Origin of the sequence: Candidatus Rubrimentiphilum sp., assembly GCA_035710515.1 — a bacterium.
Lineage (GTDB): Bacteria > Vulcanimicrobiota > Vulcanimicrobiia > Vulcanimicrobiales > Vulcanimicrobiaceae > Rubrimentiphilum.
In genome coordinates this window covers 84,791-111,021 of sequence record DASTDE010000002.1, presented here as the reverse complement: position 1 = coordinate 111,021, position 26,231 = coordinate 84,791, and the positions used below count along the sequence as shown (strand labels likewise).

Annotated in this window: 25 protein-coding genes and 1 riboswitch; of the genes, 16 read left to right on the top strand and 9 right to left on the bottom strand. The window is 60.7% G+C overall.

Translation table 11 applies throughout. The annotated features are described in order from the left end of the window. The first annotated feature begins 39 nt into the window (after positions 1 to 39). Genes VFO29_06795 through VFO29_06740 form a run of 12 tightly spaced genes read left to right on the top strand, consistent with a single transcriptional unit; the run spans position 40 to position 13,292 of the window. The gene (locus VFO29_06795) at positions 40 to 780 is read left to right on the top strand and encodes an NAD(P)H-dependent oxidoreductase subunit E (GenBank protein HET9393206.1); all 741 of its coding nucleotides are present in this window, start codon (positions 40 to 42) and stop codon (positions 778 to 780) included. Next, positions 780 to 2,039, top strand: a complete 1,260-nt coding sequence (gene nuoF / locus VFO29_06790) for an NADH-quinone oxidoreductase subunit NuoF (protein ID HET9393205.1) — start codon at positions 780 to 782, stop codon at positions 2,037 to 2,039. The genes VFO29_06795 and nuoF overlap by 1 nt, the downstream gene beginning before the upstream one ends. Beyond that, complete coding sequence (locus tag VFO29_06785; GenBank protein ID HET9393204.1) at positions 2,036 to 2,503, top strand: hypothetical protein; 468 nt, start codon at positions 2,036 to 2,038, stop codon at positions 2,501 to 2,503. The genes nuoF and VFO29_06785 overlap by 4 nt, the downstream gene beginning before the upstream one ends. Further along, positions 2,503 to 4,875, top strand: a complete 2,373-nt coding sequence (locus tag VFO29_06780) for a molybdopterin-dependent oxidoreductase (GenBank protein ID HET9393203.1) — start codon at positions 2,503 to 2,505, stop codon at positions 4,873 to 4,875. Before VFO29_06785 ends, VFO29_06780 begins: the two co-directional genes overlap by 1 nt. Continuing rightward, entirely contained in the window at positions 4,872 to 5,876 is a 1,005-nt protein-coding gene (nuoH, locus tag VFO29_06775; protein ID HET9393202.1) for an NADH-quinone oxidoreductase subunit NuoH, read from the top strand. The genes VFO29_06780 and nuoH overlap by 4 nt, the downstream gene beginning before the upstream one ends. Then, positions 5,873 to 6,472, top strand: coding sequence for an NADH-quinone oxidoreductase subunit NuoI (gene nuoI, locus VFO29_06770; protein HET9393201.1), 600 nt, complete (start codon positions 5,873 to 5,875; stop codon positions 6,470 to 6,472). The genes nuoH and nuoI overlap by 4 nt, the downstream gene beginning before the upstream one ends. After that, the gene (locus VFO29_06765) at positions 6,469 to 7,071 is read left to right on the top strand and encodes an NADH-quinone oxidoreductase subunit J (GenBank protein ID HET9393200.1); all 603 of its coding nucleotides are present in this window, start codon (positions 6,469 to 6,471) and stop codon (positions 7,069 to 7,071) included. Before nuoI ends, VFO29_06765 begins: the two co-directional genes overlap by 4 nt. Next, positions 7,071 to 7,391, top strand: coding sequence for an NADH-quinone oxidoreductase subunit NuoK (gene nuoK, locus VFO29_06760; GenBank protein ID HET9393199.1), 321 nt, complete (start codon positions 7,071 to 7,073; stop codon positions 7,389 to 7,391). Before VFO29_06765 ends, nuoK begins: the two co-directional genes overlap by 1 nt. Further along, positions 7,388 to 9,262 (top strand): NADH-quinone oxidoreductase subunit L, encoded by a 1,875-nt coding sequence (gene nuoL / locus VFO29_06755; protein ID HET9393198.1) that lies wholly within the window; start codon positions 7,388 to 7,390, stop codon positions 9,260 to 9,262. Before nuoK ends, nuoL begins: the two co-directional genes overlap by 4 nt. Then, on the top strand, positions 9,262 to 10,638 hold the full coding sequence (locus tag VFO29_06750) for an NADH-quinone oxidoreductase subunit M (protein ID HET9393197.1): 1,377 nt from the start codon (positions 9,262 to 9,264) through the stop codon (positions 10,636 to 10,638). The genes nuoL and VFO29_06750 overlap by 1 nt, the downstream gene beginning before the upstream one ends. Continuing rightward, positions 10,638 to 12,056, top strand: a complete 1,419-nt coding sequence (locus VFO29_06745) for an NADH-quinone oxidoreductase subunit N (protein ID HET9393196.1) — start codon at positions 10,638 to 10,640, stop codon at positions 12,054 to 12,056. Before VFO29_06750 ends, VFO29_06745 begins: the two co-directional genes overlap by 1 nt. A 42-nt stretch (positions 12,057 to 12,098) precedes the next feature. Beyond that, positions 12,099 to 13,292 (top strand): tetratricopeptide repeat protein, encoded by a 1,194-nt coding sequence (locus tag VFO29_06740; protein HET9393195.1) that lies wholly within the window; start codon positions 12,099 to 12,101, stop codon positions 13,290 to 13,292. Here VFO29_06740 and VFO29_06735 read toward each other — a convergent pair. Together VFO29_06735 and VFO29_06730 are read right to left on the bottom strand one after the other, a co-directional pair. Next, positions 13,289 to 13,669, bottom strand: coding sequence for a RidA family protein (locus tag VFO29_06735; protein HET9393194.1), 381 nt, complete (start codon positions 13,667 to 13,669; stop codon positions 13,289 to 13,291). The two genes, VFO29_06740 and VFO29_06735, sit on opposite strands and share 4 nt — an antisense overlap. Continuing rightward, the gene (locus VFO29_06730; GenBank protein ID HET9393193.1) at positions 13,669 to 14,700 is read right to left on the bottom strand and encodes an aldo/keto reductase; all 1,032 of its coding nucleotides are present in this window, start codon (positions 14,698 to 14,700) and stop codon (positions 13,669 to 13,671) included. The genes VFO29_06735 and VFO29_06730 overlap by 1 nt, the downstream gene beginning before the upstream one ends. A gap of 19 nt (positions 14,701 to 14,719) precedes the next feature. On the opposite strand from VFO29_06730, the gene VFO29_06725 reads away from it, so the two are divergent. Beyond that, the gene (locus tag VFO29_06725; GenBank protein ID HET9393192.1) at positions 14,720 to 16,159 is read left to right on the top strand and encodes an aminotransferase class I/II-fold pyridoxal phosphate-dependent enzyme; all 1,440 of its coding nucleotides are present in this window, start codon (positions 14,720 to 14,722) and stop codon (positions 16,157 to 16,159) included. Here VFO29_06725 and VFO29_06720 read toward each other — a convergent pair. Continuing rightward, entirely contained in the window at positions 16,156 to 17,001 is an 846-nt protein-coding gene (locus VFO29_06720; GenBank protein ID HET9393191.1) for a pepsin/retropepsin-like aspartic protease family protein, read from the bottom strand. The genes VFO29_06725 and VFO29_06720 overlap by 4 nt on opposite strands. A 94-nt stretch (positions 17,002 to 17,095) precedes the next feature. On the opposite strand from VFO29_06720, the gene VFO29_06715 reads away from it, so the two are divergent. Continuing rightward, positions 17,096 to 18,052: a formylglycine-generating enzyme family protein gene (locus VFO29_06715; protein ID HET9393190.1), complete on the top strand. Its 957-nt coding sequence runs from the start codon at positions 17,096 to 17,098 to the stop codon at positions 18,050 to 18,052. An 8-nt stretch (positions 18,053 to 18,060) separates the two neighbouring features. Here the strand turns inward: VFO29_06715 and VFO29_06710 are convergent, their stop codons facing one another. After that, positions 18,061 to 18,807 carry a hypothetical protein gene (locus tag VFO29_06710; GenBank protein HET9393189.1) on the bottom strand — a complete coding sequence of 249 codons (747 nt, stop codon included), beginning with the start codon at positions 18,805 to 18,807 and terminating at the stop codon, positions 18,061 to 18,063. A 309-nt stretch (positions 18,808 to 19,116) separates the two neighbouring features. Further along, on the bottom strand, positions 19,117 to 19,485 hold the full coding sequence (locus VFO29_06705) for a hypothetical protein (GenBank protein HET9393188.1): 369 nt from the start codon (positions 19,483 to 19,485) through the stop codon (positions 19,117 to 19,119). A gap of 27 nt (positions 19,486 to 19,512) precedes the next feature. Here VFO29_06705 and VFO29_06700 point away from each other — a divergent pair, with 27 nt between their 5' ends. Then, positions 19,513 to 19,932 (top strand): helix-turn-helix transcriptional regulator, encoded by a 420-nt coding sequence (locus VFO29_06700; GenBank protein HET9393187.1) that lies wholly within the window; start codon positions 19,513 to 19,515, stop codon positions 19,930 to 19,932. On the opposite strand, the gene VFO29_06695 is transcribed toward VFO29_06700, so the two are convergent. Genes VFO29_06695 through VFO29_06680 form a run of 4 tightly spaced genes read right to left on the bottom strand, consistent with a single transcriptional unit; the run spans position 19,929 to position 24,977 of the window. Further along, positions 19,929 to 21,242 carry a glutamine synthetase family protein gene (locus VFO29_06695; GenBank protein ID HET9393186.1) on the bottom strand — a complete coding sequence of 438 codons (1,314 nt, stop codon included), beginning with the start codon at positions 21,240 to 21,242 and terminating at the stop codon, positions 19,929 to 19,931. The two genes, VFO29_06700 and VFO29_06695, sit on opposite strands and share 4 nt — an antisense overlap. Beyond that, positions 21,226 to 22,374 carry a helix-turn-helix domain-containing protein gene (locus VFO29_06690; GenBank protein HET9393185.1) on the bottom strand — a complete coding sequence of 383 codons (1,149 nt, stop codon included), beginning with the start codon at positions 22,372 to 22,374 and terminating at the stop codon, positions 21,226 to 21,228. Before VFO29_06690 ends, VFO29_06695 begins: the two co-directional genes overlap by 17 nt. A 22-nt stretch (positions 22,375 to 22,396) precedes the next feature. Further along, positions 22,397 to 23,674: an Nramp family divalent metal transporter gene (locus VFO29_06685; GenBank protein ID HET9393184.1), complete on the bottom strand. Its 1,278-nt coding sequence runs from the start codon at positions 23,672 to 23,674 to the stop codon at positions 22,397 to 22,399. 4 nt (positions 23,675 to 23,678) lie between these two features. After that, a complete protein-coding gene (locus VFO29_06680; GenBank protein HET9393183.1) occupies positions 23,679 to 24,977 on the bottom strand; it encodes a CBS domain-containing protein in 1,299 nt (432 codons plus the stop codon). A gap of 77 nt (positions 24,978 to 25,054) precedes the next feature. Beyond that, a riboswitch (M-box (ykoK) riboswitch) is annotated at positions 25,055 to 25,228 on the bottom strand. A 126-nt stretch (positions 25,229 to 25,354) separates the two neighbouring features. Between VFO29_06680 and VFO29_06675 the strand changes: the two genes are divergently transcribed. Continuing rightward, positions 25,355 to 26,230, top strand: a complete 876-nt coding sequence (locus VFO29_06675) for a hypothetical protein (GenBank protein HET9393182.1) — start codon at positions 25,355 to 25,357, stop codon at positions 26,228 to 26,230. Position 26,231: the final 1 nt, after the last annotated feature.

Sequence of the window (26,231 nt, the reverse complement as noted above, 5' to 3'; positions counted from 1 at the left end):
TGAGCCTGTCGAACCACGGCCGAGCCTGTCGAGGCCCGCATGAGTGATTTCAATAGCCTACTGAAAAAGCTCAAGCCGCAATGCGACGAAATCGTCGCGCAGTACGAGCAGAAGCGATCCGCGCTGCTGCCGCTCGTGCACTTGTTTCAAGAGCACGAAGGCTTTGCGAGCCCGGAAGCGGTGCGCGCGATTTCGGAAATGCTCGATCTGACGCCGGCAGTTGTCGAGTCGACCATTTCGTTCTACACGCTGTTCTACCGCAAGCCCGTCGGCAAATACATGTTGCAGGTCTGCCGCGGGTTAGCGTGCACACTGAACGGCGCCGAGAACATCATGGCGTATTTTCGCGAGCAACTGGGCGTAGGGCATCTCGAGACGACGCCCGACGGATTGTTCTCGTACGAAGAAGTCGAGTGTCTGGCCGCGTGCGACCGCGCGACGTGCATGCAAGTGAATTTGAACTTCGTATACGACTTGACGCCCCAGATGATCGACGACATGCTGGCGGCGATGCGCGCCGGCAAGTACAATGTTGCGGCGCTGCAGCAAACCCAGACGCCCGAACGGAGTTGGACGCTCCGCCAGGACGCGCAGGTTTCGGATGGTGAAAAATCTGCGGGCGCGCAGGGCCAGCCCGATCCGAACAATCCCGGCGGCCTCGATCGCGACGGCATCATCATGCTCGACCGCATTTTGGCGGATGAGCCGCGCTTCCGCGGGCGCACGAAAGAGCGGCTCGCCAATCTCGAACCCGCGCTGGCCGATGTGATCGAGGAATAATGCCGGTCGTTAAAGTTTTAACCGCGGGCCTCGGCGAGGCGGATCTGCGCGACATCAAAGTCTATCGCAAACGGGGCGGCTATAAGCAGCTCGCGCGCGCGTTTCAAGAGATGAAACCGGCCGACGTGCAGGCCCTCTGCGACAAGTCGGGCTTGCGCGGCCGGGGCGGCGCCGGTTTTCCGACCGGCAAAAAGTGGTCGTTTCTGCCGCCCGCGACTCGCCCGCGCTATTTGGTGTGTAACTGCGACGAGGCCGAACCCGGCACGTTCAAAGACCGCATGCTGCTCGAAGAGAACCCGCACATGCTGATCGAGGGCATTCTGCTGGGCGCATACGCGATTGAGTCGCACCACGCGTTCATTTATATTCGCGGCGAGTTCAAGCGCGGTTACGAGATCTTCATGCAGGCGTTAGCGCAGGCGCGCAAGGCCGGCTTCGTCGGCGAGAATCTGTTCGGCAGCGGCTACGATCTCGAGGTGACCGTGCATCGCGGCGCCGGCGCATATATTTGTGGCGAGGAAACCGCGCTGCTGAATTCGCTGGAAGGGAAGCGCGGCGAGCCGCGTCTGAAGCCGCCGTTTCCGGCAGTGCAGGGGCTCTACGGAAAACCGACGGTCGTCAACAACGTCGAGACGCTCATGTATCTCGTGCCGATTCTCGAACATGGGCCGGAATGGTTTTCGTCAGTCGGAACCGAGCGCAGCAAGGGTTACAAAGTCGTTTCGATCAGCGGACACGTGCAGAAGCCGGGCAACTACGAAGTGCCGCTCGGCACACCGGTGCGCGAGCTCATCGAAATCGCGGGCGGCTTGCGTCCGGGACGGACCCTAATGGCGATTCAACCCGGCGGCGGCTCATCGGCATGCATCTTCGAAGAGCAGCTCGATCTGCCGTACGACTATGAATCGCTGGCGAAGGCCGGCACGATGCTTGGCTCCGGCGCCATGGTCGTTATGGACGACACAACGGATATCGTGCGCGCGGCTTTCAACCTCGTACGTTTCTTCGCACACGAATCGTGCGGCCAATGCACGCCGTGCCGCGAAGGCGGCCACTGGCTGGAACGCGTGCTCCATCGTTTTCTTGAGAACCGCGGGCTAAAGTCCGACATCGAGATGCTCGCGCGCGTCAGCCATGAGATCACCGGAATCAATTTGTGTCCGCTCGGCGACTCGATCGAGCCGTTCTTGGCGTCGGTTCTCAAGCGTTTTCCGGAACAGTTCGAAGCTCGCGTTGCAAGGGAGACCGTGCGTCTATGAGGCTTCTTTCAGTATTGATCTGCGCCGTGGCTTTGTCGATCTCTCCATCGGTCGCAACGGCCCAAACCGGCGCATCAGCGATCGCAAAACTGCAGTTCTTGACCGGAACATGGCGCTGCGTCATCCAGGGTGGAAGTTCGAACGGGCGCGCCCAGCACGTCTCTTACAGTTTTTCGCCGAATCGCCAATGGATGGAAGAGCGCTCGTGGGGAGCTTCCATGTCGGACTGGGAAGTACAAATGTGGGGCTACGATCCGAACCGGCAACTCCTTACGGCTTATCAATTTACGGGCGGCGGCGTGGCGACAAAGAGCGTTGGCGGATGGATAAACGGGTCGTTTGTTGCAAAACGTGATGACAACGGCGCTACTGTTACGCTGGAACCACAAGGAAAGCGCCGGATAAATTGGGTGATTCGGTCTGCCGATGGTAGTTCCACGGTTCGGGAGCTGTGTGCGCGGTAGTGGCTGACCAGCAACTCGTTACCGTTACCATAGACGGCACGCCGGTCCAAGTTCCGAAGGGAACGTGGCTGGTTGAAGCTGCCAAACAGATAAAGCGCGAGATCCCGGTTTACTGCTATCACCGCAAGATGGGGCCCGCCGGGTTGTGCCGCATTTGTTTGGTCGAAATCGAGGGGGTGCCGAAGCTGCAGATCGCGTGCAATACCGCGGTCACGGACGGCATGGTCGTCCATACGCAGAGCGATAAAGCCGCGGACGGCCGCCGCGCAGTCCTCGAACTGTACCTCGTGAATCATCCGCTGGATTGTCCGATTTGCGACAAAGGCGGCGAATGCGATCTGCAAGACTACGCGATGGCGTACGGTCAGGGATATTCGCGCAGCATCGATCCGAAGGTCAGCAAACCCAAAGCGATCGATCTGGGTCCGACGATCGTGCTGGACGAAGAGCGCTGCGTCGTCTGCCAGCGCTGCGTGCGCTTTGACGACATGATCGTCGGCGAACGCGAGCTCGTCCTGAAAGATCGGGGCGTGCGCAACATCATCGCGACTGCGAATGGCGAGCCGTACCGCCACAATTTTACGGGCAACGTTACCGAACTCTGTCCGGTGGGCGCGCTGACGTCGAAAACCTACCGCTTTAAATCCCGGCCGTGGGATTTGCGCCGCACCGGCACGACGTGCACGCAGTGCCCGGTCGGCTGTCAGATGCACGTGGACGTGCGCGTCGGGGTCGTGCAGCGGACGATGTCCGTCGAGGATGACGACGCGATTAGCGACGGCTGGTTGTGCGACCGCGGGCGCTATAATGTCGGGTTCTATGACGATCCGGCGCGCGTGACGCAGCCGATGTACAAACAGGACGGCCGCTGGATACAGATTTCATGGGATGACGCGCTCGATCTGTGGGCAACGGCGCTCCGCCAAGCGTGCAAAGCCGATCCCAAGTCCGTCGGCGTCATTGGCGGCGGCCGGCTCACGAATGAAGAAGCCTTCTTGCTGCAGCACGTTTTCCGCGCGACGGGCGTAAAGAATCTCGATTGGCGCGCCGGCAGACAGCGTCAGGCCTCGCCCGGACGGAACGGCGCCAAACTCGAGGACCTTGAAACGGCCAACGCGATCGTTCTAGTTGGCGAGTCGCCGTCGGAGCGCGCGCCTATCATGGACCTGCGCGTTCGCAAAGCCGCGTTTCAAAAAGGCGCGAAGCTTATCCGCATCGCGTCTGCCGAACGCGCGTACCCGTCGCCGATTCCCTCGCAAGATGTTTCAAGCGTTGCCGAGGCGATCAAGGCTTTGCCGAAAGATGCAAACCGTATAGCGGTCGTTTGGGACGGCTGCGACGCGGCGCTCGTCTCGACGCTGCTTGAAAAACTGCCGGGTGCGGAGATTCTTACTTACATTACGGGTGAGCAGGCGAATGCGCGCGGCGCGGAAGCCATGGGCATGTTGCCGTTCTTCGGTCCCGGGTATTCGAAGGTAGACGGCGGGCTGGATGGCGCCGGCATGCTCGATGCGTTGGGCGACGGGCGTTTGGCCGTTCTTTCAATCTTCGGAGCGAACCCGGCGCTGCATTATCCGGATGCCGCAGCCGTCAAAGGCGCGCCGTTTGTCGTCGTGAGCGATCTGTTCATGACAGAGACGGCCAAGGCCGCGACGCTCGTGCTTCCGGCTAAAGGCGGCTTTGAAAAAACCGGCACCACCACAAATCTCGCCGGTGACGTGTTGCCGGTTAACGCTGCGCAATCGCTCGAATCGCCGCCGGATGCACTCAGCGATCTCGAAATGATCGTCGCGCTGGCGGAAAAACTCGGCGTTGACCTGCCCGTGGCGGAAGAAGTGGATGCGACCGTGCTGCGCCACCTGGCGAACTCGCCGGAAGACTTTACACTCGGCGACGAGCGCTTCGCTCGTCATCCTGAGGTATCGAAGGACCCTGAGGTATCGAAGGGCAGCTTTAGAGTTGTCTTCCAAACCCGAATCTTTGCCGGCGGCGGAACGAGCGCGCACGATGCGCGCATCGCGGAGCTGCGTCCGTTGCCGGAAGCGGCGTTTTCGCCGGAGGATGCTGCGAAGTTGGGCGTGAGTACCGGTGATTACGTCGATCTTGCGGGCCTCGGCAAGCTCGGCCGCCCTTCGACTGGCGCGCTCTCGCGCGCCGCTCAGGATGACACAGCTGACGATGCCGTCGCGCGCGACACCGTAATGCACGATTTGCTCGTAGAGGTGCGTCCCGGAATGCCGAATGGGACGATCGCGCTGATCGACGGATTGCCCGACGATCCGGCTAACGTTTGCGGCGCCGGCGCTTCAGTGAAAGTAACGAACATCAGACGCGCGAGTGAATTGCTCGAGCCGGCCGGAGCGCCCGCGTGAATCAGTGGCTGACGCCGCAAGCCGGCATTTGGTGGGTCGTGCTGGTGAAGTGCGCCGTGCTGCTCTTGGTCGTCATCACGACGTTTGCATACGCGATGCTCTTCGAGCGAAAGATTATCGGTTGGATGCAGCTCCGGCCCGGTCCGAATCGCGTCGGGCCGTGGGGCTTGCTGCAGCCCGCGGTCGATGCGCTGAAGCTGATGCTCAAAGAAGATCTGACGCCGAAGACCGCGGATCCGCTGATCTATCGCCTGGCTCCGTTCATCTCGCTCGTCACGGCGTTTGCAGTCTACGCGGTAATTCCATTCGCGCAACCCGCGCCCGGAAACGTGTGGGCTGTCGGCGACGTCAATGCCGGCATTCTGGTGATTCTCGCGATGACCTCGATCGGCGTTTACGGTATCTCGCTCGGCGGCTGGGCGTCTGGTTCGAAATATCCGCTGCTCGGGAGCGTGCGTTCGACGGCGCAGTTGATCAGCTACGAGCTCGCGATGGCCATATCGCTGATCGGTGTGCTGATTCTGGCCGGAACGACGTCGCTGGTCGGCATCGTGAACGGCCAAGCAAAGCTGTGGTACTTCATTCCGCAGTTCGTCGGATTCGTGATCTACATCATCACCGCGGTCGCCGAAACCAATCGCGCCCCGTTCGACCTGGTTGAGGCCGATGCAGAACTCGTCGGCGGGTTCAACACGGAATACTCCGGTTTACGTTTCGGTTTGTTCTTCATCGCCGAGTACATCAACATGCTGACGGTCTCGTGCATCGCGACGCTATTGTTTTTGGGCGGTTGGAACGCCATTGGCGGGTTGACCTTCATTCCGGGCATCGTCTGGTTCTTGGTGAAAGTGGCGTTCTTTATGTTCGTTTATATTTGGCTGCGCGCTACGTTCCCGCGGATCCGGTACGATCGCCTGATGGCGTTCGGATGGAAAGTGCTGCTGCCGGTCGCAACGCTGAATCTGGTCGTGACGGCCTTCATCGTGGCGGTGCGCGGATGAGGCGCAAGAATCTCTACAACGTCGGCGCGCTGATTGCCGGCATGGTCGTGACCTTCAAGTTCATGTTCAAACGCAAGCCGACGATTCAGTATCCGTCGCGAAAGAAGAAGCACGCGCCACGCTTTCACGGCTTGCACGAACTCCGGCGTTACGGCGATGGCAAAGAGCGTTGCATCGGCTGCGAACTCTGTTCGAGCGTTTGCCCGGCGAATGCGATCACCGTAATCGGCGCGGAAAATGCGCCCGGCGACCGCCGCTCTCCCGGTGAGCGGTACGCCGCGCGGTATGAAATCGACGAGCTGCGCTGTATCTTTTGCGGAATGTGCGAAGAAGCGTGTCCGACCGACGCGATCGTGCTCACGCCGCGCTTCGAGATGTCGGATTATCGCCGCGGTTCGTTCATCTACTCCAAAGATCGCCTGCTCGTTCCGCCCGAAGCCGGCGTCGGCATGGCGCCGGACGATCGGCCGAACGGCATTCCGGCCGATCTCGGACGCGTCGCGGAGATCAAGTCAACCGTCGAAACGGATGAAGGCTACGACGCTACGTGGCGCGGCACGATTCTCAAGACGCAGACCAAGGGTTTGGCCCCGTGACGGTTGCGTTTTGGATCTTGGCGGTGCTGCTCGTCGCTTCGGCGATGTGGGTGATTACGGCGGAGAAGCCGGTGCATAGCGTTGCCGGCTTGCTCGTCCATTTTTGTTTTCTGGCCATCATGTACTTCATGCTGTCGGCCGAGTTCTTGGCGGTGATACAGCTCATCGTTTATAGCGGCGCGATTCTGATGCTCTTCGTCTTCGTGATCGCGCTGCTGTCGAGCGGCGTCGCGCCGTTCACGCTCGGTCCCGATCGCCTGCCGAAGATGGCTGCGCCGGCCACGCTTATTATCGCGGTTATGCTGGGCTTTGTCGGGTACGGCATCTCACGTGCGCCCACGGTCGTGCCTGTCATTCACGGAGTGGCGGCCGGCCCCGTCGGTGCTGCCGGTGTTTTCGGTTCGGTGGCCGATTTCGGCTTCGCGCTGTTCACGGCAAATCTGCTGCCGTTTGAAATCACGGCCTTCATTCTTATGGTGGCCGTTATCGGCGTCATCTTGCTCGCCGGCGACTTTGCCCCGTACGTTCCGACCCGGCGGCGTGCGCGGATTGTCGAACGCGAGATGCGCGAAGCGATCGTGCGCGGGGGCGAAGAGTAATGCATCCCGAGCTGCTGCCGGTCGCGCTTGGGAATTACATCGGCTTATCGGCGGTGATTTTCTTCATCGGCGTGGCCGGCGTCTTGTTGCGGCGCAACCCGCTCATCATGCTCATGAGCATCGAGCTCATGTGGAATGCCGCCAACTTGTTGTTCCTCGCTTTTGCTCGGGCCTGGCTAAATAACGCCGGCCACATCTTCGCGTTTCTGGTCATCACCGTTGCGGCCGCGGAAGCAGCGATCGGTCTTGCGATCGTCGTCATCGTATTCCGTAATCGGTCAAATGTGGACGTTGACGAAGTGGCGGCGATGAAAGGATGACGCTGCTCCTCATCTGGCTCTTGCCGTTGGCCGCCGCGATCGTGAACTGGACCTTCGGGCCGCAGCTCAAACGGATGGCCGGAATTATCGGCAGCGCCGCGGTTGGTTTATCGTTTGTGGCGGCGCTGGCGGAGTGGAATGCAGCAACGGGTGCCGGCGCGCATCAACACCTGTTTTCGTGGATGGCCGGGTTTGATTTCGGATTGCTATTGGACCCGCTCTCGCTGATTTGGACGCTGATCATCACCGGAGTCGGTTTCCTCATTCTGTTTTACTCGATCGGCTATATGTGGTCTGACCCGGCTATCGCGCGATTCTTCGCCTACATGAATTTCTTTGTTTTCGCGATGTTGACGCTCGTGCTGTCGGACAACTTCGTCGGCTTGCTCGTGGGCTGGGGACTGGTCGGACTAGCGTCCTACTTCCTGATCGGTTTCTGGTTCTATAAGCCGACGGCTGTCGCAGCCGCGCGCAAGGCCTTCGTCATCAACGTCGTCGGCGACGTCGGCATGATGTTCGCCATCTTCATGATATTCGCGAAGATCGGATCGCTCTCGTTCGCCAGCGTCTTTAGCAACGTTGGCGCGCTCGATGGTTGGCTCGTCTGGGTATGCGTATTTCTCTTTATCGGCGCGGCTGCAAAATCGGCGCAGATTCCGCTGCACACGTGGTTGCCCGACGCGATGGAAGGTCCGACGCCCGTTTCAGCGCTGATCCACGCGGCCACCATGGTGACCGCCGGTGTCTATCTGGTGGCGCGTTGCTGGCCACTGTGGAGCGCCTCACACGAAGCGCAGATGCTCGTCGGAACGATCGGCGGCTTAACCGCGCTCGCCGGCGCGCTGCTCGGCATGGCGCAATGGGACATCAAACGGATTCTGGCCTATTCGACCATGTCGCAGATCGGCTACATGATTATGGGCGTCGGCGTCACCGCATATCAAGCCGGCGTCGCGCATTTCTTCACGCACGCGTTCTTTAAAGCGTGCCTGTTCTTGGGCGCCGGCATCGTGATCCATCAGCTCGCGGACGAGCAAGACATCCGGCGCATGGGCGGCATGCGTACGCGCGCTCCGGTGGCATTTTGGGCGATGTTCGCCTCCGTGCTGGCGATTAGCGGATTCCCGGGCTTCTCCGGATTCTTCAGCAAGGACGCGGTAGTATACGGCGCGCTCGAGCACGGACATCCGTGGCTGTACGCGGCCGGCATCATTACGGCCGGAATTACCGCCTACTACATGTTCCGGCTGTTCTTCGTGACGTTTTTCGGAACGTATCGCGGCGGAACGGCAACAGCGCACGACGAGCATGACGCACCGCACGCGCCGTCGTGGATCATGGCCGCGCCAGTTGCAATTCTCGGCGTCTTTGCGGTGATTGCGGGCTACGTGATGGCCGGCTCGAACTCGCTGTGGTCGCGCCTCTTCGCGCAGACATTTCCTAAAGAGAACCTGCCGCCGGTTGCGATCAGTGAATTGTGGACGACCGTCATCCTCTTCGCCGTAATGGCTGCCGGTATCGCGATCGCGTATCTGCGTTACGCCACGCCGGCGGCGCTTGCCGATGCGCCCGCACGGCTCCAGCTCGAATCGGAACGCCTGCCCGCTCCGCTCGTGAAACTCTTTTACTTCGATGAAATCATCGACTGGCTCGTTGTGAAGCCATCGCAGGCGCTCGGACGATTCTTCGGCAGCTGGTTCGATCCCGATTTCATCGACGGCGCGGTGCGCGGCGTCGTCGGCGCCAGCCTCGACCTCGCCAACGTCGTTCGCGGCGTGCAAACCGGGCTATTGCGATCGTACGCGCTGGTTGTCGTTCTCGGCGCCGCCGCGTTTGCGATCTACTATGCGCTGCAAGGGGCCGTGCACTGATGGTTCTCGTGCTGATCCTGCTGCCAATCGTGGTAGGCTGCGCGCTGTTCGCACTGCCGAAAACCGATCGCACGATCAGCCGCATTGCCGGCTGCGCCGTGGCTGCGCTGACGTTCGCGCTGCCGCTCGTAGCACACAGCGACGGAGCGTTCACCGTGCGCTGGCTGTCCCGCCCGTTTACCTCTTCGCTGCATTTCGCGTGGAGCGGCGTTTCGCTGTGGCTGGTCCTGTTGCTGGCACTCTGCACGTTCTGTGCGATTCTCGCAACGAATTTGACGCAGACGCGCACGATGATCGCGTTGCTGCTGCTGCTCGAAGGCACGATGATGGGCGTATTCACGGCGCGCGATGTGCTGGCGTTCGCGCTGTTCTGGGATCTGATGCTCATTCCGCCGTTCTTTGCGCTGGTAGAGTGGGGGGCGCACCGCGAAACGGCGTGGCGCTTCATCATCTATAATTTCTCCGGCGGTTTAACGCTGTTGCTCGCGACGGCGGCCTTCGGCATTCTGAGCGGATCGACGGACGTCATCGGTTCGACGCATCAATTCACGGGCGCGTGGGCGCCGTGGATCTTTGCCGGATTTGCATTTGCGTTTGCGGTGAAAACGCCGCTTTGGCCGCTCCACACGTGGATGCCGATCACCTACGCCGAAACGCCTTCACCGATGGTCGCGGTGATCAGCGCCGTGCAGTCCAAAGCCGGTGTGTACGGTTTCATCGTTATCGCGCTGCCGTTCTTACGCAGCGCGATGATCGAGTTCCGCGGCCTGCTCATAGTCTTGGCGTTGATCTCGCTGCTCTACGGCGCGTATATCGCTTTGACACAGACCGACGGAAAACGCATCGTCGCCTACTCCTCGCTCTCGCACCTGGGGTTAATTGTCTTGGCGATCGCAAGCCTCAATCCAATCGCCATACAAGGCGCGATCGTCTACATTGTCGCGCACGGGCTCTTTAGCGCCGCGCTCTTCCTGATACTCGGCTACATTGAGGAGCGTGAAGAGACGCGCTCGATTCTGCAGCTCGGCGGGCTGGGAAAGAATAATCCGAAACTGGCCGGCGCGTTTACCATCGCCGCGCTGGCTGCGCTGGGGCTGCCCGGGCTGGCCGGATTCGTCGGCGAGATCGTGATTTTGACCGGCGTCTTCCGCGCCGGATACTTTTGGCCGGCGCTGATCGCGCTCGTTCCGATCGTGATCGCCTCGGCATACATGCTGCGGCTGCTGCAAGACGCGATCAACGGTCCGGAGGTTCCCGATCTGCCGAAGCGGCCGGACTTGACGCTCATCGAGGGCCTCGCGGTCGCGCCGCTGCTGGTTGCGCTGCTCGTGATCGGGATTTATCCGCATGCTATCTTAGCCGCAATGGTGCGTTGATGCCGAACTTCATCGCGCACGAGGATTGGCTGGCCGTTCTTCCGCTGTTGATGGTGGGCGCCGGTGCGCTGGCGGTACTGCTCGTCGACTTGATCTGGCCAAAGAACGCCCCGCGCTTCGTTTCGATCGCGATCGGCATGGCCGTGCTGGTCGCGGCCGGCGCGTTTGCGGCCACGACCTACGGACACAACTATAATGCGTTCAACGGCGGATTCGTGCTGGGCGGATTCGCGGTTGTCTTCGAAGAGATCATCGTGTTCGCGGCGATCGTTTCGCTGGCGCTCTACGGTACGTTCGGCAAGTCCGATCGCATGGCTGGAGTAACTGCGTTAATGCTCTGGAGCACCAGCGGCGCGATGCTGATGGCCGGAGCGGCTAACCTTATGACGATCTTCCTCGGCTTGGAACTGCTTTCGCTGGCGCTCTATTGCCTTTGCGGTTTGGCCGATCGTCCGACGTCGCAAGAATCCGCGCTCAAATATTTGATCCTCTCGTCAACCGCCTCCGGCTTCTTGTTGTTCGGCATGGCGCTGCTTTTTGGCGCAACCGGAAGCGTCACGCTCGCCAGTCTTGCCGCGCCGAGTTTGGTTTCCAATCCGCTGTATTGGTTGGGCGGTGGTTTCTTTTTAGCCGGCATTGCCTTCAAGCTGAGTTTGATGCCCTTCCACGTGTGGTCGCCCGACGTGTACGAAGGCGCGCCGCTTCCGGTTACCGCGTTCATGAGCGTGGTCACCAAAGCTGGGGCGCTCGCCGTGTTTGCGCGCTTCGCTTACGCGTTGCCCGCGGGCCACAAGATGCTGCTGCCGTTTTTTGTGATCGCCGGCATTTCGATGATCGGCGGAAACCTGGCGATGCTCGCGCAGACCGATCTCAAACGATTGCTGGCTTATTCGGGAATCGCGCAGGCCGGCTACATGGTGGCTGCGCTCGCGGGTGCATCAGCACTCGGCATGCGTTATGCCATTTACTATTTGGCCGCGTACATGTTCATGAATCTGGGCGCGTTCGCGGTTATCGCGGTGCTCTCGAGCGACCGCGAAGAGGGCGCGCAAGTCGCGGCATTCCGCGGCCTGGCTCAGCGGCGGCCGGTCCTGGCAGCGGCGATGAGTTTCTTCTTGCTGGCGCTGGCCGGCTTTCCGCCGACGGCCGGCTTCCTGGGCAAAATTCTGATCCTCTCTGCCAACGTGAACGCGGGGTACGCTTGGCTTGCCGCCCTGCTTATCGCGGGCACGGCCATCTCGCTCTACGCGTACTTCAAGGTCATCCGGGTGATGTACGACCCGCACGACCACCCCGTCCAGACGGTGCGGGCGCGCGCTCCGCTCGCCTACGCCGCCGTGGCCCTGTGCGCGCTGTTCGTGCTGGCCATGACTTTCTATCCGCTGACGCCAAGCAACGTATTGCCGTTGGTGAGATAGACCGATACAATAGGAGACGCGGCGCAAAAAAGAGGCAAGACCATGCAGCGATTCACGTTTGCGGTCTTAGCGGTGTTCTGTTTGGCGGCGGTACCCGCAGGCGCGCTGCGCGCCGGGACGGTCGTCGTCAACCCGCAAGATCGAGCCGTCCTACCATCCGACCCTCTGGGAGCAGTTCAGGCTGCGCGCGAGCGAGTCGCTGCCGGCGACCTTGACGGCGCCATTCGCGAGCTTGGGATCTACGTAGCGGGGCATCCCGGGGAAGTCGGACCCGAGCGCTTGCTTGGAGATCTGTATTACCGGCACGGCGAGCTGAACCGCGCTGAAGAGCAATACAGACACATCCTCACCTACGCGCCCAAAGATAAAGAGACGCACAACCGGCTCGGCTCGGTGTACGCGACCGAAAACAAACTGGACGCGGCAATCGATGAGTTCAATCGCAGCCTGCCGGGGACCGACTCGGTTCCGGACCTCGTGCTTTTGCATATTCGCAAAGGCGATTTCGATCGTTATAAATACGAACGCGAAAAAGCGACGATAGACTATCCGACCGACCCCGACGCGGCGTTAGAGCTGGGGCAGCTCTACTTGTCCGTTCACCAGACCGATCTCGCCCTGAGATATTTCGCGCGCGCGCTGAGCGAAGATCCCAGTTCGCTGCAAGCGCTTAACGACTTGGGCCGCGCCTATCTCGATCAGCAGAACTACGACATGGCGATCGACGCATTCGGAAAGTGCTTAGGCCGCGATCCCAGCAACTACGCGTGCGCGGATAACTTGGGCGCATCCTATCTTGAAAGCAAGCAGTACGCGCTGGCCGCCAATATTCTGACCATCGCGCACCGTCTGCAACCCGAACGCGGCGAGGCGCTCGTCAACATCGGTTACTTGTCCGACGTTAACGGCGACTGGAAAAAGGCTGTTGCGTATTACGTGCAATCGATGACCGTCTATCCGTATGCACCCGAGGCGTATATCAACCTGGGCCTGGACTACAATAGTCACGGCTTTTACGAACTCGCGCAGTCCGCGTTGCTGAAGGGGCTGGCCGTAGCGCCCGAAGACGGACGGCTGCACTTCATCTTAGGCGACGTCTATTCGCGTCAGGGCAACCAGACTATGGCGGCCCAGCAATTCAAACTAGCTGCGGGTTCCTACGATCCGACGGTACAAGTTCTGGCCAAAGAACGCGTCGCGGCGCTCGAACACACCGGTCTGCGGGTTACGCCCTAGCGCGTTGCGGCAATAGCGTCGATCTCGACGCGAGCGCCTTTCGGTAAACCGGCAACCGCGACGGTCGAGCGTGCGGGTTTGTTCGCGTCAAAGTATTTGGCGTAGACGGCATTCATGGGCGCGAAGTCGTTCATATCCAGCAAGAACACCGTTGTTTTGACGACATCGTCGAAACCGAGGCCCGCAGCTTCAAGGACGGCGCCGAGATTTTGCAAGGCGCGCTCGGCTTGCGCCGCGACATCCGAGCCGGCGAGTTTTCCGGTTTGCGGATCGATCGGGATCATGCCGCTAACGAAGACGTAACCGTTCGCGCGAATCGCCTGGCTGTACGGACCGATGGGTGGGGGACCTTTTTCCGTGCGGATCGGTTCAGACATTATACGGTAGCCCTTTCTCGCGTCATGGTGCCTTTAAACGACATCGGCGGCTCTTCGATGCCGAAGTTGGCCGCGTAGAGTTGCGCGACGCGGGCGAGTTCGTCGCTCGTAAGCGGCGGGGCGTCGCCGGCCTTCGCGAATTCGACGAGCTGCTCGCGGTCGTAAATGTTCGGCAGTACCGTCATGACGCGCGGTTCGTCCAGGATCCATTGAATCGCAGCTTGCCCGAGCGTGCGTTGCGGCGTTTCCAAAAAGCGCAGCTGTTCGACTTTCTTCACGCCGTTGAGCAGCCACGAGCGCGGACGGTGGCGTCGATGGTCCCCTTCGGGGAAGACCGTGTCCTCGGTGTACTTTCCCTCGAGCATACCGCTCGAGTGAGGAACGCGGATCATGTAGCCGGTGTCTGAATCGGCGTCGCGCGCCGCCTGTATCTGCGCGTTGCCCGGATACTGTTCCAGCATGTTCCAAATGATCTGCAGCGAGGCGATGTTGCGTTTCTCAACCGCATCCACGCCCTCGTAGAGCCAGCCGATCGCCGGACCCAATGCGATACCGTACATGCGAATCTTGCCTTCGGCTTTGAACTCTTCGAGCAGTTCGAAGAGCGCGTCGTTCTCGATCTGCGTCAGCCGGGCGTTGTGCAACTGGTAGATGTCGATGCAGTCAGTCTGCAAACGCCGCAGCGATTCTTCCAACGCGAAGCGCACGAACTTCGGCGAGATGTCTTGCGGCAGCTCGCGCTCGCCGCGCTTAGCGTCGGGATTGTTATAAAAATCGTACCCGAACTTCGTCGCGTAGACGACGCGGTCGCGCCGCCCGGCGAAGGCCGCGGCAAGTTGCTCCTCGCTTCGCCCGTTGCCGTAGACATCGGCGGCGTCGAAGAGCGTCACACCGAGATCGAAGGCCTCGTGCAGCAAAGCGGTCGCCTCGGCTTCGCTTTTCTTGCCCCACCAATCCGTGGCGGTCGTCCACAGGCCGAAGCCGACTTCGCTGACGGTCACGTCGCTGTTGGGGTAGGTCCGGTAGTGCATTGCCTTAATATACTCCGTCGTGAGCGAGTTCGCTGCCGAGTTTGCCGCAGTCGGCGCCTGGATCGATCGATATCTTTCGCACGCACGCGATTATCCGGTGCTTTCCGTCGTTTCGCCGGGCGGGGTCAGCTCCCGGCTGCCGGCCGAAGCGCCAGAGGGCGCCGAGCCGTTCGAGGCGGTTATGGCGGACTTCGACAGCATCATTTTGCCCGGCATAACGCACTGGAACAGCCCGCGGTTCTTCGCATATTTCGCGACGAGCGCCGCTCCGGTGACGATTTCGGCGGAAGCGCTGGCGGCCGCGCTCGACGTGAAGGCGATGCTGTGGCGGACCTCGCCGGCCGCGACCGAGCTGGAAGAGGTCGTGATGCGCTGGCTCGCGCGGCTTATGGGCTTGCCGGACGAGTTTACAGGAATCATTTACGACACGGCTTCGATCGGTGGATTCACCGCACTGGCCGCGGCGCGCGAATCATTGGATCTGCATATCCGCGAGCAGGGAATGGCGGCGCGCGATCTGCCGCGCTTGCGTGTCTATATTACCGAAGAGACGCACTCGCACATCGAAAAGGCGTGCATCGCGCTCGGCGTGGGGCGCGAGAACGTCGTGCGTGTCGAGACCGACGCGGAGTTGCGCATGCGTCCCGACGCGCTGGCGGCGCGCTTGGACGAAGACATCGCCGCCGGCATGCGGCCCATGGCGGTCGTGGCGACGGTCGGCACGACGTCGACAACGTCGCGCGACCCTTTGGAAGAGATCGCCGCAATCGCGCGGCAGCGCAACGTGTGGCTGCACGTGGACGCAGCCTATGCGGGAATTGCCGCGATCATTCCCGAGTTCCGCTCCATCCTGGCGGGCGCGGATCTGGCGGATTCTATCGTCGTCAATCCGCACAAGTGGCTGTTCGTTCCCATGGATTGCTCCGCACTCTATGTGCGCGATCCCGAGTTGCTGCGCCGCGCCTTCAGTTTGGTTCCTGAGTTTATCTTGCTCGCGCCTGAGAAGTCCGGCCGCAATTATATGGAATACGGCTTACAGTTGGGGCGTCGCTTTCGCGCGCTGAAGCTGTGGTTTGTGCTGAGGTATTTCGGAGCCGAGGGTCTACGCGAGCATTTGCGCCGCCACATCGCGCTGGCGCAAGAGTTCGCGAAGTGGGTCGAGGCTGAAACAGATTGGGAGATACTCGCGCCGCATCCGTTTTCAGTTGTTTGCTTCCGCTATGCGCCGCCCGGTTTGGATGAAACCGAGCTGGAGAAGCTCAATGCGCGCATCCTGGACAGCGTGAACACAAGCGGGCAGGTGTTCCTATCGCATACCAAAGTGCGAGACCGTTATGCGCTGCGGCTTGCCATAGGCAACCTGCAAACAACGCGTGACGATGTCGCGCTAGCCTGGCACCTGTTGCGCAGAGCTGCAACGCCGCAGCCTTCACCAGCAGGGAGAAGATCGACCGCTTAACGCTGAAAAGTTATGATGTCTTGTTGGTAGTCGAACGTAACGACGAACGCTTGAAGCAGACCGTTGCCTATGTTTAAATCAGCCGGCATATGGTCAAACCGCCCGCCTTTTAGACGAAAAGTAACGTCGGGGTTATTAACGACATAGCCTCCGACCTCAAGTGAAGCAATCTTTCCCTTACGCAGCGCCGAGCTTCCGCCAAAGCCGACGCCGGAAGTCGCCTGCATCCCCGCGACTTGTTCGCCTAAACCTAAACGATCGATGGCTTGCGGGTTCAAAACTGCAACACCGCCAAAGCCCGTATCCAAAACCGCCGAGAGCGGCGTTCCGTTTACCGTCACATGAATTATCGGTTCGTCCGATTCGACCGCAAAAGGCAACGCGAAACCATTCGGACTCGCTGGTGGCGCTGAAGCGAGAAACCGCACGAGGTGGTGCGGATAATCGATCTGCACGATCCTATTTGCGAAGAAACTGTGACCGAGCACGCCTTGGATCGGTACGCCTACGGCCCGAGCCACCGATGTAAGGTCGATCGCTCCGCCGTCGAGACTGTCTATTTGTAGTGAGCCGACTTGTACACCGGGCAACAAAGTAGCGTTCCCCTTGCCCCGGAGCTCTAGTCCCAGCTGGTGAGCCAGTGCGGTATCGATGGCCGAAGGCGTGGTTCCGGTGTCGAGCAGCATTGAAAAGGGCCCGGCTTTTGCAACCTTCACTTGGATGACGATCTGATTGTGCTCCGATGTAAACGGAACGGCAGCGTCGTCTGCCGCACGAGCCAAAGCGGTCGAAAACAGCAATGGCGCCAATAGCACGACGTACAATCGCCGCAAAAAATACATTCGAAAAAGTTTCGCCCGATCGGCGCTCCTACCTTCGAGCCGTTGCCCCAACTTATCCATTGACCGAACGACTGTTGGCGGCTAGCATAACGACATGCGACAAACTGTTTTTGGAATTGTGGCCCTTGCCGTTACGCTGGCCACAGCACCGCATTTCGCGGCTCGCGCGTCTCGCGAATCCATGCCGGTTGCTGCGTTCCGCGATTGCTCCGTCTGTCCGGAAATGGTTACGATACCAGCCGGAACCTTCATGATGGGATCGCCGCAGTTTGAAAAGGTTTGGGCGGCAACGCATGGTCTGAGTCTTGGTGCCGTAGCCGACGAGGCGCCGCAGCACCGGGTCAGGATTGCGGCCTTTGCGTTGGGAAAATTTGACGTGACCCGCGCAGAATATGCGGCGTTTGTACGCGACACGAAGTATTCCACGCCGGACTCCTGCGGACGCGACAGCTTCGACTCGAAACAACAGCCCGGGCTGAACTGGCGAAATCCGGGATTTCGTCAGACCGATCGCGATCCGGTTGTGTGCGTCAGCTGGCGCGATGCTCAGGCGTATGTCGCCTGGCTCAACAAGAAAGCGCGTCCGAAGGGTTCGCCGATGCGATATGGCCGGTATAGGCTTCCAAGCGAATCGGAATGCGAGTACGCAACTCGCGCGGGAACAGTTACGAAATTCTGGTGGGGCGATAGTGCCGGCCAGGCGGCGGTTTTTGCGTGGTACAACCCCAGCCAGGCGACCGCATTCGCGTGGCACAAGGTTCACTTCTCCGGCAGCACTCATCCCGTTGGGCTGAAGCCGCCGAATCACTTCGGTTTGTACGACATGGTAGGCAACGTCTGGCAGTGGACGCAAGATTGCTACGCCGGAAGCTACGTCGGGTCGCCAACAAATGGCCGGGCCGTTGAAAACAGCAAGTGTACGCTCCGATCCGATCGCGGTGGCTCCTGGCTTTACCCCGTAGCGCTGCTTCGCTCGGCTGCGCGCGAGCGCAATCCCGCGGATTTTCGCGATACAATCATGGGCTTCCGAGTTGCAAAGGCATTGAGCTGATCGACTCCTCATTGGTTTCCGCTTACTTGCTGATACACTTCGCGGATCGCGTCAACGACGCTGTCAGGCGCATCAAAACCGATGTATTCCGAGCTATGAGGAGGGAATATTTGTTTCGCGTTCGAGGAGAGCGTAAGCCAACGCGCTTGTGCCAGGGTAATCTGACGCTCGTATTCGATGTGCTTTGGATCGTTCGCATTGCGCGCGGGCAGGTGACCAACGCCGTGGTTTCCGGAGGTCAGCACGCGAACAGGACGGGATCCTAGGGAGCGCGCATGCCGCTTGAGCCAAGTTTCATCCCATGGCATCTGCTGCATTTCCGAAATATACGCATCGTACATCGCTACTTTTGTTCGTGCAATCTGTAAGAGCTTGGCGTTTAGTGCCGGCGACCATTGCGGATCAGGCAGGCCGCGAAAGAACTGCTGGATGCAGGTACGGCGAGGTTGGCCTGGACGCGACGGCAGCAGCGGAAGCGGCGTACCTGCGACGACCGCATTGCGGCAAGCGCGCAACGTCACCGCATAATGGGCATCTCCGCGATCGTCATCAGCTCGCATGGCCGCCGGTTCGAGGTCGCTAGCGTCGGCATCGACCAACACGAGCCCGGCGGTATCCACAATGTACAGGTCGGCAAACGCGCGCACGGGATCTCCGCCAAAAGCGTTGCCAACCAAAATATACGGACCCTTGATACCTGCATTCCGAAGCGCGCTACGCAGCTCGGAGGCGATACGAACGGCAGTGCGCGGCATTGGCCCTGCTCCGCTGAAACCCGCGCCGGCGCGATCATAGCTGCAGGCGCGCGTAAATTTCGCAACTCGTGGCTGCACTACGGCCCACGCCGGCGACCAATCTTCCCAACCTGAATCGAAAACAACCGTGGGTGAACCCGTGCCCATACATACGAGATTCAAGCGCGCGCCGTCGGAGGCGACGGCTGTCCGACCCGGTCGCGAGTACACGCTGTCGCCGGATGCTGCCCGCACCGTGCGGCTCGCGGCAAACAGCAAACACATAGTCAGCACAAAAGCTATCAGCCGCATCGGAAGTGATGCCGCTTACTATAGCAAGGGCGCCGCAACCGTGTCTTGAATAAAACGCACGCTATGGCTGACGAGCGGGCCCGTGGCAAACGAAAGACGACCGATGCCGGGTCGTTTCTCGTCGAGGTATTCTACACGCCTCCAAACACGCACGCGCCATTTCATGTCCACAATGAAATGACGGTAGTCGTACCGCTTAGCGGCGCGTTCGTCGAAAATACGCTGAGAAAGAGCATCGAAGGAAAACCGGGTGTCGTGATCGTCGAGACGCCCGATAGCCCGCACGAAAATATTTACGGCCCTCAGGGCGGCACGAATCTGCGGCTCCGGATGAGCCGGGAACTTCAAGCCTTCGTTGAATGCGAGGCACACGGGCGCCACGGGCATATACGCACCTACGAAATCGCTCGCAGCATGGCGCACAATATGGACGACCCTCTCCTGCTTGAATGCGCGGGACTGGAAATACTTGGCTTCGTGAACAAGGGCCCGGAGTGGACACCCCGCGATAGGCCGGCTTTTTTGCGCGAAATTGTAGAGTGTTTGCGTACAGGTGCCGAGCCGAAGCGCGATATCACGGCAATGGCGCGCGCCGCCCAGGTCTCACCGATTCGCCTCGTACGTTCCTTCCGAAGAACGTATGGAATCAGTCTCGCGCGCTTCATGCGCGTTCTCCAGATGCAGCGTGCGCTTAACCTTTTATCCGATCCGGTACTTTCAATTAGCACTGTGGCTGTTGAAGCAGGCTATAGCGATCAGAGTCACATGACGCGCGAATTTGTCCGGACCTACGGCGTTACCCCTGCGGTTTTTCGCCGGTTGGAGCTTGTTTAGTACAACCGCAAGTACGCGCGATGCTCCCACGGATGAACCGCGCGGCGGTACCGTTCGTATTCCGCAAGTTTCGCATCGCGGAAGGCATGATAGATGTGATCGCCCAGCGCGGCTCTGACAACGGGATCTTCGTCGAGCTCGGCGATAGCCTGACGTAACGATTTCGGCAGCGTCCCGATCCCCCGCTCGTGGCGCTCGCGTTCCGTCAAATCGTACGTTGACCCGACAAGCGGATCGCCGGGAAGATGCTGCTGCTCGACGCCGTCCGCGAGCGCTCGCAGTAAGACCGCCAGTGAAAGATATGGATTCCCGGCAGCGTCCGGGCTGCGCATCTCGATTTGCGGAGGTTGCTCCTGCGGCGGCACGCGCACGAGCGCGTTCGCGCTGCGCTCGGACCAGACGGTATAGATCGGCGCGTCCCACGCGTTGACCAATCGTTTGTATGAGTTGACGGTAGAGTTACAGACGGCGGTGAGTGCGGCTGCGTGCGCCAGCAGGCCGCCTATCATGTAGAGCATTTCGGGCTGCTGTTCGGGTGAGACGCGGAAATTCACGTGCAGGCCGCTTCCCGCGCGATCTTCGATCGGCTTCGGCATGAACGTCGCTTCGAGTCCGCGCGCGGCCGCGACGTGCTTTGCGATCGTGCGCAGCGTGAGCAAGCCGTCGGCGGCGGCCAGCGGATCGATGTGCGGAAAGTCGATCTCGTGCTGTCCCGGCCCGTGCTCGTGATGTGAGCCGGCAATCGCCACGCCCATCGCTTGCAGCGCGCTGACGATCGCGCTGCGTGCATCCTCGCCGCGATCGTTGGCGGAGAAATCGAAGTATGACCCGACGTCCGAAGTCTTGGTCGAACCGTATTCGCTGTCCATCGCTTCGAAGAGATAGAACTCGACCTCGAGCGCGACGGCGATCCCTTGGAGCGAACCTTTGGCCTTCTCGATCGCCCGCTTGAGCGTGGTGCGCGGACAGCCTTCGAACGGCGAGCCGTCAGGCATGGCGATGTCGCAGAGCAGTCGCGCTTCCGAAGCTTCCGGAGTCGACCATGGGTAGAGCGCGAATGTTGCCGGGTCCGGCCGCAGGACCATGTCGAGCTCTTCGCCACGCACGAACCCGTCGATCGAGCCGCCGTCGAACGTCACTTTGCCTTCCAGCGCCGCTTCCAATTCGCTCACCGGAATCGACACGTTCTTGCCGACGCCGAGCACGTCGGCAAACGCCAGGCGTACGAACTGCACGTGCCGGTCCTTGGCCAGGCGCAAGACTTCGCGTTTGCCGGCGGCGCGCCGGGAGTCGCTAACCGGTAAGTGCATCAATTGCAATCGCCATTCTCAGCGTAAGCTGATCGTGAGGGTCGTCGAGCTTGCATCCGCAGATCTCTCCGATCTGCCGCAGCCGGTAGAAAACCGTGTGACGGTGCACGCTCAGTTCGGCCGCCGCCGTCTTCACGTTCTCGCCGACGGAAAAATAGAGCCGCAGCGTGCGTTCCAATTCGGTTTGATGTTTTTCGTCATAGGCGCGCAACGGCGCGAGAATGCGGCGCGCGAATTCGCGCATCGCGTCGGCGTCGCCGCCTGAGAGCAGCAGGGGGTACGCGCCCAGATCGTCGTAGACGCCGACGCGTCCGGCGCCGTAAAGACGCCGCGCGATAGTAAGCGCAACTTCCGCCTCGGCGAGCGAACGATGCAGGGACAAGGCCGGCACGCGCGTTCCGACACCGCCGGTGATGGTCGCGTCGAATTGTTTTTTCTGTAACGTGCGCGGCAGCAGCGCCGAGGCAGTGCGCGCGTTTGAGGCGTCAACCTCGCGCGACGCCGGTACTAAAACGACGAGCGTGCCGCCGCGTTCCAGCACGCCGGCGTCGCCTTCGCCACCGCGAAACGCTTCCAACACAGCGGCCCGAAGTGCGCCCGCATCGCCGGTTTCAACTTCAAGGGCGACTGCAACATAGTGCGTCGCTAGTGCGATACCGCGGGCCGCCGCATCGTCTCGTGCGGCGACGGCGTCGCTGTAACTCTCCGACGCTAGGCGTTCCCAAAACGTACGCCGTCGACCGGGCTGCGCGCCGAGCTCGCGCGCCAACTCGACGGCGATTGCGCTGGCGGTGAGTCGTGCGGCATGTTCGAGCTGATCGAGCTCCGCATCTCCAAAGATCGAGAGCTGACCCAAGCGCGTGTCGCCGGTGACGATTGCGACCGTGCGGCCGGCATACCCATTGCGAAGGCGTTGAAAATCGGTAGCCGCATTATCGACGAGAAGCGGCTGCACGCTGCTGGGCACGCCGATTCCGCCGGCGGCCGCAAGGTGCTGCCACTGCGCGTTTTCAACCAGCACGCCGACACTCGCGCTTCGCGCCAGGTGGCCGGCCAGCGCTTTCGCGCCGCCGCCTGCCGCCGCAATGCGAGCGAGATCTTCGGCAAATGCGACCAACTCGTCGGCCGTCATGGCCGGAGGTGTTCGCCGCTTGCTAGGCCGTTCCGCCGAAAGCTTGCACGATGACGTAGTAGATCGAGAGCCCTCCGACCAGCGCGACGGTCGCCCACGCGACCAGATTTCCCACCCAGCCGTTGGTGAAGCGTCCCATGACGCTGCGTTTGTTGATGATAATCAACATGAGCACGAGCTCGGGTGGAAGCAAGATCCCTTGCGCAACCTGCGCGTAGAAGATCAGTCTCAACAGCGGAAGGTGCGGGATAAGAACGAGCGCTCCGCCCGCAATGAGTCCCAACGTAAAAAGTGTGAAGAAGACGGGCGCCTCGGAAAACTTGCGATCGAGCGCGGCTTCGAACCCGAAGGCTTCGCAGATCACGTAACTCGTCGAGAGCGGGAGCACGGTTGCGGTAAAGAGTCCGGCGTTGAGTATTCCAAGCGCAAAGATCACCGAGGCCGCTTGACCCGCCAACGGGCGCAACGCGGCGGCAAAGTCCGCGGCTTGCGATTCAACGAGATGCGCGCCGTGACGGTTGGCCGCGTAGATGGTGGCGGCGTTCGCAATAATCATGAAGCCCGCGATCGTGATTGCCAGAATCGACCCGCCGATCACGTCCGCGCGCGCGAGCCCCAACTCCCGCTCGTCCGCCCCCTTTTCGACGACCGCGGATTGCAAGAAGAATTGCATGTACGGCGAGATCGTCGTGCCGATCAGCCCTACGACCATGACCAAGTACAGATGATTATTGAAATTGAGGTTTGGCACCAGCGCGCCGTGCGCGACCGCGTTCCAATCGGGATGCGCGAGGATCGCCGACGCAATATAACAGAAATAAATCAGCGAAAACACGACAAAGACGCGATCGATGCTCTTGCTGTTGAAACCGAACACGAGAATCAACACCAGCAACATGAAGACGGGCACCGCGATGTAGCGCGAGATGTGCCATATTTCAGACGCGGCCGCGATGCCCGCAAATTCGGTGGCCGTAATGACTAGATTGATCGCAAAGAGCGCGGCCATTGCCAAAAACGACACCCGCACGCCGAAGTTCTCACGAATGAGCGCGGCCAGGCCTTTTCCGGTGACGGCGCCCATGCGCGTCGCCATCTCCTGGACGACGATCAGCGCGACCATCAACGGGATAAGCACCCAGAGGATGCGATAACCGAATTGCGCGCCGGCTTGCGAGTAGGTTGTGATACCGCCCACGTCGTTGCCGGCCGATGCCGTAATGAAGCCCGGACCGAGCACGGACAGCAGAAGCAGAAGCGAACGCCAGAAGTTTCGCCGGCGAAACAGCGCGCGGGGCACGGGTTTAGCCTTGCGCCTGCGGGCGGCTGGTGCGGCGCGCCGGTGTAATGCGGGGAAGTTCTTTTGCCAGGTCCTCGGGCATGATCGCATCGATCGCGTCGTCGACGGTGACGATGCCCAGCATGTTGCCTTCCGCGTCCACGACGGGAACGGCGAGCAAGTCGTAACGCGCTATGGTTGCCGCTACGTCGCGCGATTTCGTGTTGGGCGGAACGGTCACGAGTTCGCCCTTCATGATCCGCTCGATCGTATGGTCGGGCGGTGCCAACAGGAGCGCGCGCAAGCTCAACGCGCCGAGCAGCCGTTCGTTCTTGTCGAGAACGTACAGGTAGTAGATGAACTCCGACTCGGGAGCGATCTCGCGGATCTTATGAATCGTCTCTTCGGCCGTGCGGTGCGGATAGATCCAGACGTAGTCCGTCGTCATCAAGCCGCCGGCCGTGTCTTCCTCGTATTTGACCAGTTCGCGCAGCTCGCCGGCGGTGGATTGGTTCATCTCCGCCAGCAACTCGCTCTGCTGATCTTCGGGCAGCTCGCCGAGCAAGTCGGCTGCATCGTCGGAATCCATCTCCTCGATGATGTCGGCCGCGCGTTCTCTGCCGATATCCTCGATGATCGCGCGCTGTTTTACCGGTTCGAGATGCTCAAGGGCGTCGGCGGCCGTCTCGTCATCCAACGAGTGAATGACCGCGGCAGCTTCGCGCGCAGAAAGCTCGTTGATGACTTCCGCCAACTCGCTCGGATGCAGACGCGCGAGCTTGCTCTCTTTTACGGCAAGGTGGATTTGCGTCGGATTCTTCTCGCGAATGGGAGCGACCGAATCCCACGCAATCATCGTGCGCGGAATGCTGCGATAGACCCAGGGTGCGAACCGCTTGCCAAAACTCTTGAGCCCGAGGCGGCGCAGCAGACCGCTGAGTCCGACGTCGGCGGCGACGACGCGCAATTTTCCGCCGGTGTTGGCGAGCTCGATGTCGTTGATGCGCACAACCTTACGCCCGTCTACGTCAACGATCTGTTTGTCGAGCAGGTCGAGAACGAGATACAGCGACTCTTCATCCGGAGGTGCGGCGATCTTCGGAGCTGCATTCAGCGCGACGAATCCATCCGCATCGACGTCCACCACAGTGTCCATCGGCGCGAAACGCGGCCCTTGCGTCGTCTTCACGACGAGCCCATCAACTTGCGGGAAGACTTCGTCGGGACTGTTGACCAAGAAATCGGTAACTCTGCCGATCGGTAATTCGTTGACGGTCGCGCGTCTGCCGACGAGCTCCGAAATGAATCCGTCCTGGAATGCCATTTTGCCACCTCCTTCCGTGCAAAATAAAACGACCGGCTCGCTGGGCGACCGGTCGTGGCGTGGAACGGCTAGCGCGTTCTATACCCCAATCGCGTCTGCTTTGGCACCACGCGCCGTAAAGCCCGGAGGGGCTTAGCCGCCTTAAACGACGCCTTATATCGGCGAAGTCTGGTCTACCCGCTTGGCGTCTCTCGACGTTTCCGGGCAGCGGCCTCTGTGTCGCGTGGACGCCTCACCTAGCGAGGTATCCTCATCTAAGTATAGGCGTTGCGGTCAACCCCGCCTGCATTTTGTCAAGCAAGCGTTAACTTGCGCTTAAGATTTTTTTCATAACTCGAGCCGATGATGTCTTAGCGGCGCGCAAGTCGGAGGTTTATATGCTCTCTCTACGCCGCAAAATTTGCGCCTTCACTGCGCTCGGTGGACTCGCGGTACTCGCTGCCTGCGGAGGCGGCGCGGGAACCGGATCGGGTGGTGCGCTTCCGCGAGCCAATTCATCCAGTCTCGTCGTGATGTCGTTTAGCGGCATCACGTCGCTTTCGTCCGGGGTGCGAACACTTTCCGTTACCGGCACGTCAGTCACGCTGACGTTCAACGGTCAGATCATCGGAACCGGAACGCTCGACGCCACCGGAAAAGCCGTTATCGAGATCGAGAAACCGGTGCCGCCCGGATCCACGATCACCGCTACCGCGGGATCGACTACGGTTACCTTCGTCTTGGCGCAAAGCGGCCGCGATACCGCCGTGATGGTGCAGCGGAATGCCGACGGAACGCTGACGGTTACTGTGGCCGGCGGCGAGCAACCCGAAGCTTCGCCGGATCCGAACGACCCCGACGGCGCGGAAGAGGTTGAAGATAATCAGGGCAACGTCGAAATGGTCGACGACAACGATGGCAATTCCACGCTGCCGAGCAATCTTCCAATCGTCGTCACCAACACGTGTACCACAATCACGATCGCGGCCAAGACCGGTCAGACGTTCTCGCGTCTGCGTTTTGAAGAAAACATTCATGACGGAGATGGCGGCTCGGAATTGAAGTTCGACGGCGCCTTCACTTCGCCTCAAACTTTCGCTCTGATCGCACAGAGTGCGAGAATCGAAATCGAGCTCTTTAATGCAACAGGTCAAGAAGTGCTTGACGTACGCGCTCCGATAAGCGCATTCACAGCTGTGTCGGGGCAGCCGACGCCTTCACCCTGTCCGTCGAAGGCTCCGGCGACGCCATCGCCGCAGCCCACCCACTCGTAAA

What these genes read in the sequence shown, in the direction of transcription:
- VFO29_06690 (HET9393185.1), bottom strand. Translation starts at nt 22,374, where the DNA reads ATGACGGCCGACGAGTTGGTCGCATTTGCCGAAGATCTCGCTCGCATT.
- VFO29_06735 (HET9393194.1), bottom strand. Translation starts at nt 13,669, where the DNA reads ATGTCTGAACCGATCCGCACGGAAAAAGGTCCCCCACCCATCGGTCCG.
- VFO29_06675 (HET9393182.1), top strand. Translation starts at nt 25,355, where the DNA reads ATGCTCTCTCTACGCCGCAAAATTTGCGCCTTCACTGCGCTCGGTGGA.
- nuoF (HET9393205.1), top strand. Translation starts at nt 780, where the DNA reads ATGCCGGTCGTTAAAGTTTTAACCGCGGGCCTCGGCGAGGCGGATCTG.
- VFO29_06710 (HET9393189.1), bottom strand. Translation starts at nt 18,807, where the DNA reads ATGCCGCGCACTGCCGTTCGTATCGCCTCCGAGCTGCGTAGCGCGCTT.
- VFO29_06705 (HET9393188.1), bottom strand. Translation starts at nt 19,485, where the DNA reads ATGCCCGTGGCGCCCGTGTGCCTCGCATTCAACGAAGGCTTGAAGTTC.
- VFO29_06745 (HET9393196.1), top strand. Translation starts at nt 10,638, where the DNA reads ATGCCGAACTTCATCGCGCACGAGGATTGGCTGGCCGTTCTTCCGCTG.
- VFO29_06750 (HET9393197.1), top strand. Translation starts at nt 9,262, where the DNA reads ATGGTTCTCGTGCTGATCCTGCTGCCAATCGTGGTAGGCTGCGCGCTG.
- VFO29_06700 (HET9393187.1), top strand. Translation starts at nt 19,513, where the DNA reads ATGGCGCACAATATGGACGACCCTCTCCTGCTTGAATGCGCGGGACTG.
- nuoK (HET9393199.1), top strand. Translation starts at nt 7,071, where the DNA reads ATGCATCCCGAGCTGCTGCCGGTCGCGCTTGGGAATTACATCGGCTTA.
- VFO29_06720 (HET9393191.1), bottom strand. Translation starts at nt 17,001, where the DNA reads ATGTATTTTTTGCGGCGATTGTACGTCGTGCTATTGGCGCCATTGCTG.
- VFO29_06785 (HET9393204.1), top strand. Translation starts at nt 2,036, where the DNA reads ATGAGGCTTCTTTCAGTATTGATCTGCGCCGTGGCTTTGTCGATCTCT.
- nuoI (HET9393201.1), top strand. Translation starts at nt 5,873, where the DNA reads ATGAGGCGCAAGAATCTCTACAACGTCGGCGCGCTGATTGCCGGCATG.
- nuoL (HET9393198.1), top strand. Translation starts at nt 7,388, where the DNA reads ATGACGCTGCTCCTCATCTGGCTCTTGCCGTTGGCCGCCGCGATCGTG.
- VFO29_06695 (HET9393186.1), bottom strand. Translation starts at nt 21,242, where the DNA reads ATGCACTTACCGGTTAGCGACTCCCGGCGCGCCGCCGGCAAACGCGAA.
- VFO29_06715 (HET9393190.1), top strand. Translation starts at nt 17,096, where the DNA reads ATGCGACAAACTGTTTTTGGAATTGTGGCCCTTGCCGTTACGCTGGCC.
- VFO29_06795 (HET9393206.1), top strand. Translation starts at nt 40, where the DNA reads ATGAGTGATTTCAATAGCCTACTGAAAAAGCTCAAGCCGCAATGCGAC.
- VFO29_06730 (HET9393193.1), bottom strand. Translation starts at nt 14,700, where the DNA reads ATGCACTACCGGACCTACCCCAACAGCGACGTGACCGTCAGCGAAGTC.
- VFO29_06680 (HET9393183.1), bottom strand. Translation starts at nt 24,977, where the DNA reads ATGGCATTCCAGGACGGATTCATTTCGGAGCTCGTCGGCAGACGCGCG.
- VFO29_06740 (HET9393195.1), top strand. Translation starts at nt 12,099, where the DNA reads ATGCAGCGATTCACGTTTGCGGTCTTAGCGGTGTTCTGTTTGGCGGCG.